Annotated in this window: 1 protein-coding gene and 1 pseudogene; one reads left to right on the top strand and one right to left on the bottom strand. The window is 34.2% G+C overall.

The window, feature by feature from the left end; translation table 11 throughout:
* Positions 1-588: 588 nt before the first annotated feature.
* Positions 589-1251, bottom strand: a complete 663-nt coding sequence (locus QOS06_RS10600; protein ID WP_283596033.1) for a dihydrofolate reductase family protein — start codon at positions 1249-1251, stop codon at positions 589-591.
* Between the two features lie 365 nt (positions 1252-1616).
* Between QOS06_RS10600 and QOS06_RS10595 the strand changes: the two are divergent.
* A pseudogene (locus tag QOS06_RS10595) lies at positions 1617-1910 on the top strand (response regulator); the annotation flags it as partial.
* Positions 1911-1985 lie beyond the last annotated feature (75 nt).

The raw sequence follows: 1985 nt of genomic DNA, 5'->3' as shown, positions 1-1985 counted from the left end.
TCCATATGAAGTATTCATGTCTTACGTCACTGATGAGCAACTATTTTCTTTCTAACTTAAATTGACATTTCGGGAAAGAATAAGTGGAATATAATTGAAGTATTAATATTTTTCATTATTTGTGTATATTGTGCATACAATAAGAATATTATTGCTTCTACATCTTCTTTACTTTGTGCAATATTATGGCTAATTAGTTGTTTAAAGAAACAATGTTTTTTCTTAGAAGGAATAGCAATAATCTTATATGCTATATTTATTTTGATCATTCGAATAGATTTATGGCCAGGTGCATTGGCGTGTATAGTAATAGGATTGTTTATCTTGTTTTTCTATCTAAAGAAACTTAAAAAGCAATAATCTAGAGAATAAAAGGTATGATCCCGGTTGGATATTGGAATCATACCTTTTTATCTTGCACTTCAACTTTATAAATTTCATTACGCAAGACTCTTCGTTACTTTAGTTTAAATATTCAAAGTATATGCGAGAGTTCTTGCGTTTTCTTGTTTTTAAAGCACAAACGTATAGAATCACAGTAATTTACCACGACCCCATGCATTTAAATTTCAGTTACTTAACCAAATATCATAACCAGACGGCGCCATCTTCATAGCTTTCAACATCTTTTAATTGCAGAGCGATTGGACGACTGCTTTCTGTACGATTATCAAAAAGACTTGGTTGACCGGTTCGCCCATCGACACCAGCCCCAATTAAAATACTGATTTCATCAACTAATCCCGCTTCTAGAAAACCACCATTGATTTTTCCGCCGCCCACAATTGCTAAACGGTCAATATTGAATTCATTAGAAAGAATTTCCATTGCCTTGGCTAGATCAATTTGATTTTTCCAAGCTGCGATCCATGAAATGTTTTGGCTGTTGAGGTAATCAAGGTAATCTTTCGTAACTTGTTCACTCGTAATAATTAGGTGAGGGAAGTTATTACCATTTTCCTTGCCCCATTGTAAAGTTCCTTTAGTATCGACAACGATATTATAACTATCAGCAGTTGCATTTTTAGCAAAGTCAGTTTTACCAAGGATTTCTTTGTTTTGCGAATTAAATTTACCACCACGCGTCAATTCGATTTCTGCAGTAACACGTCCACTAACCCTTGTAGGAACATTTAAACTGTCCAATGTAGAATAGTATTCGGGTTCACCGGCTAATTGGATCGTCATTCCACAATCAATTCGTTCATCAACTGACGTCATCATATGAACGATAATATATGGTTTGTTCATTTATAAAGCCTCTCTAATATCTAATTCCATCATAGGTTAAGGAGGTTGTTATTTGAAATACTATGTAAAAAATGAGTAACTGATTAAGGGTAATAATGAGGTAGCTAGAAACTATAATTGCAATTTTATCTTTTTCGTTGATATCTATAGGGAAATACATCCTAATGACAAGGTTAGTATTCATGATTTTTATGTAAAGGAGGGTGTTTCCGTTAATAGATGAATTAACGGTTGTTGCTCATTTCCTTAATGATTTATATCAACTTGAACAAGAATTTTAAAAGTTTCATATGAAACTTTTTTTACCTTCAATTACCATAAAACAGCTAAAATAGAATACAAGACAAGCGATTGGAGGATCAAAAATAGATAAGGCTGTAATTTTGTTAGTCGAAGGCGAAGAAAGTCTTGCTGGTTTCTTGATAACCGAGTTAGAACTTGAAGGTTATGAGGTCATCTGGGCAAAGGATGGACGCGAGGTCCTAGCAATATTCAAAGAAAAAGAAATAACCTTGATTTTATTAGATTGGATGCTCCCCGTTTACGATGGGTTAACTGTTCTCCGGCAAATTCGTCAATCAAGCAATGTGCCGATTATTATGATTACCGCCCGTAGCCAAACTTATGATATTAGCATGGCACTTGACCAAAGATTAGATGGTGGATTATAGAATGAAGTTAGCCACCCAGTTGGTGGTAAATAAAAAACGCCATTCGGCGTGACATCAGGTATC

Origin of the sequence: Limosilactobacillus sp. DJ3M12 (assembly GCF_947381695.1) — a bacterium.
GTDB lineage: Bacteria > Bacillota > Bacilli > Lactobacillales > Lactobacillaceae > Limosilactobacillus > Limosilactobacillus kinnaridis.
This window is presented reverse-complemented; position numbering and strand designations above follow the sequence as displayed.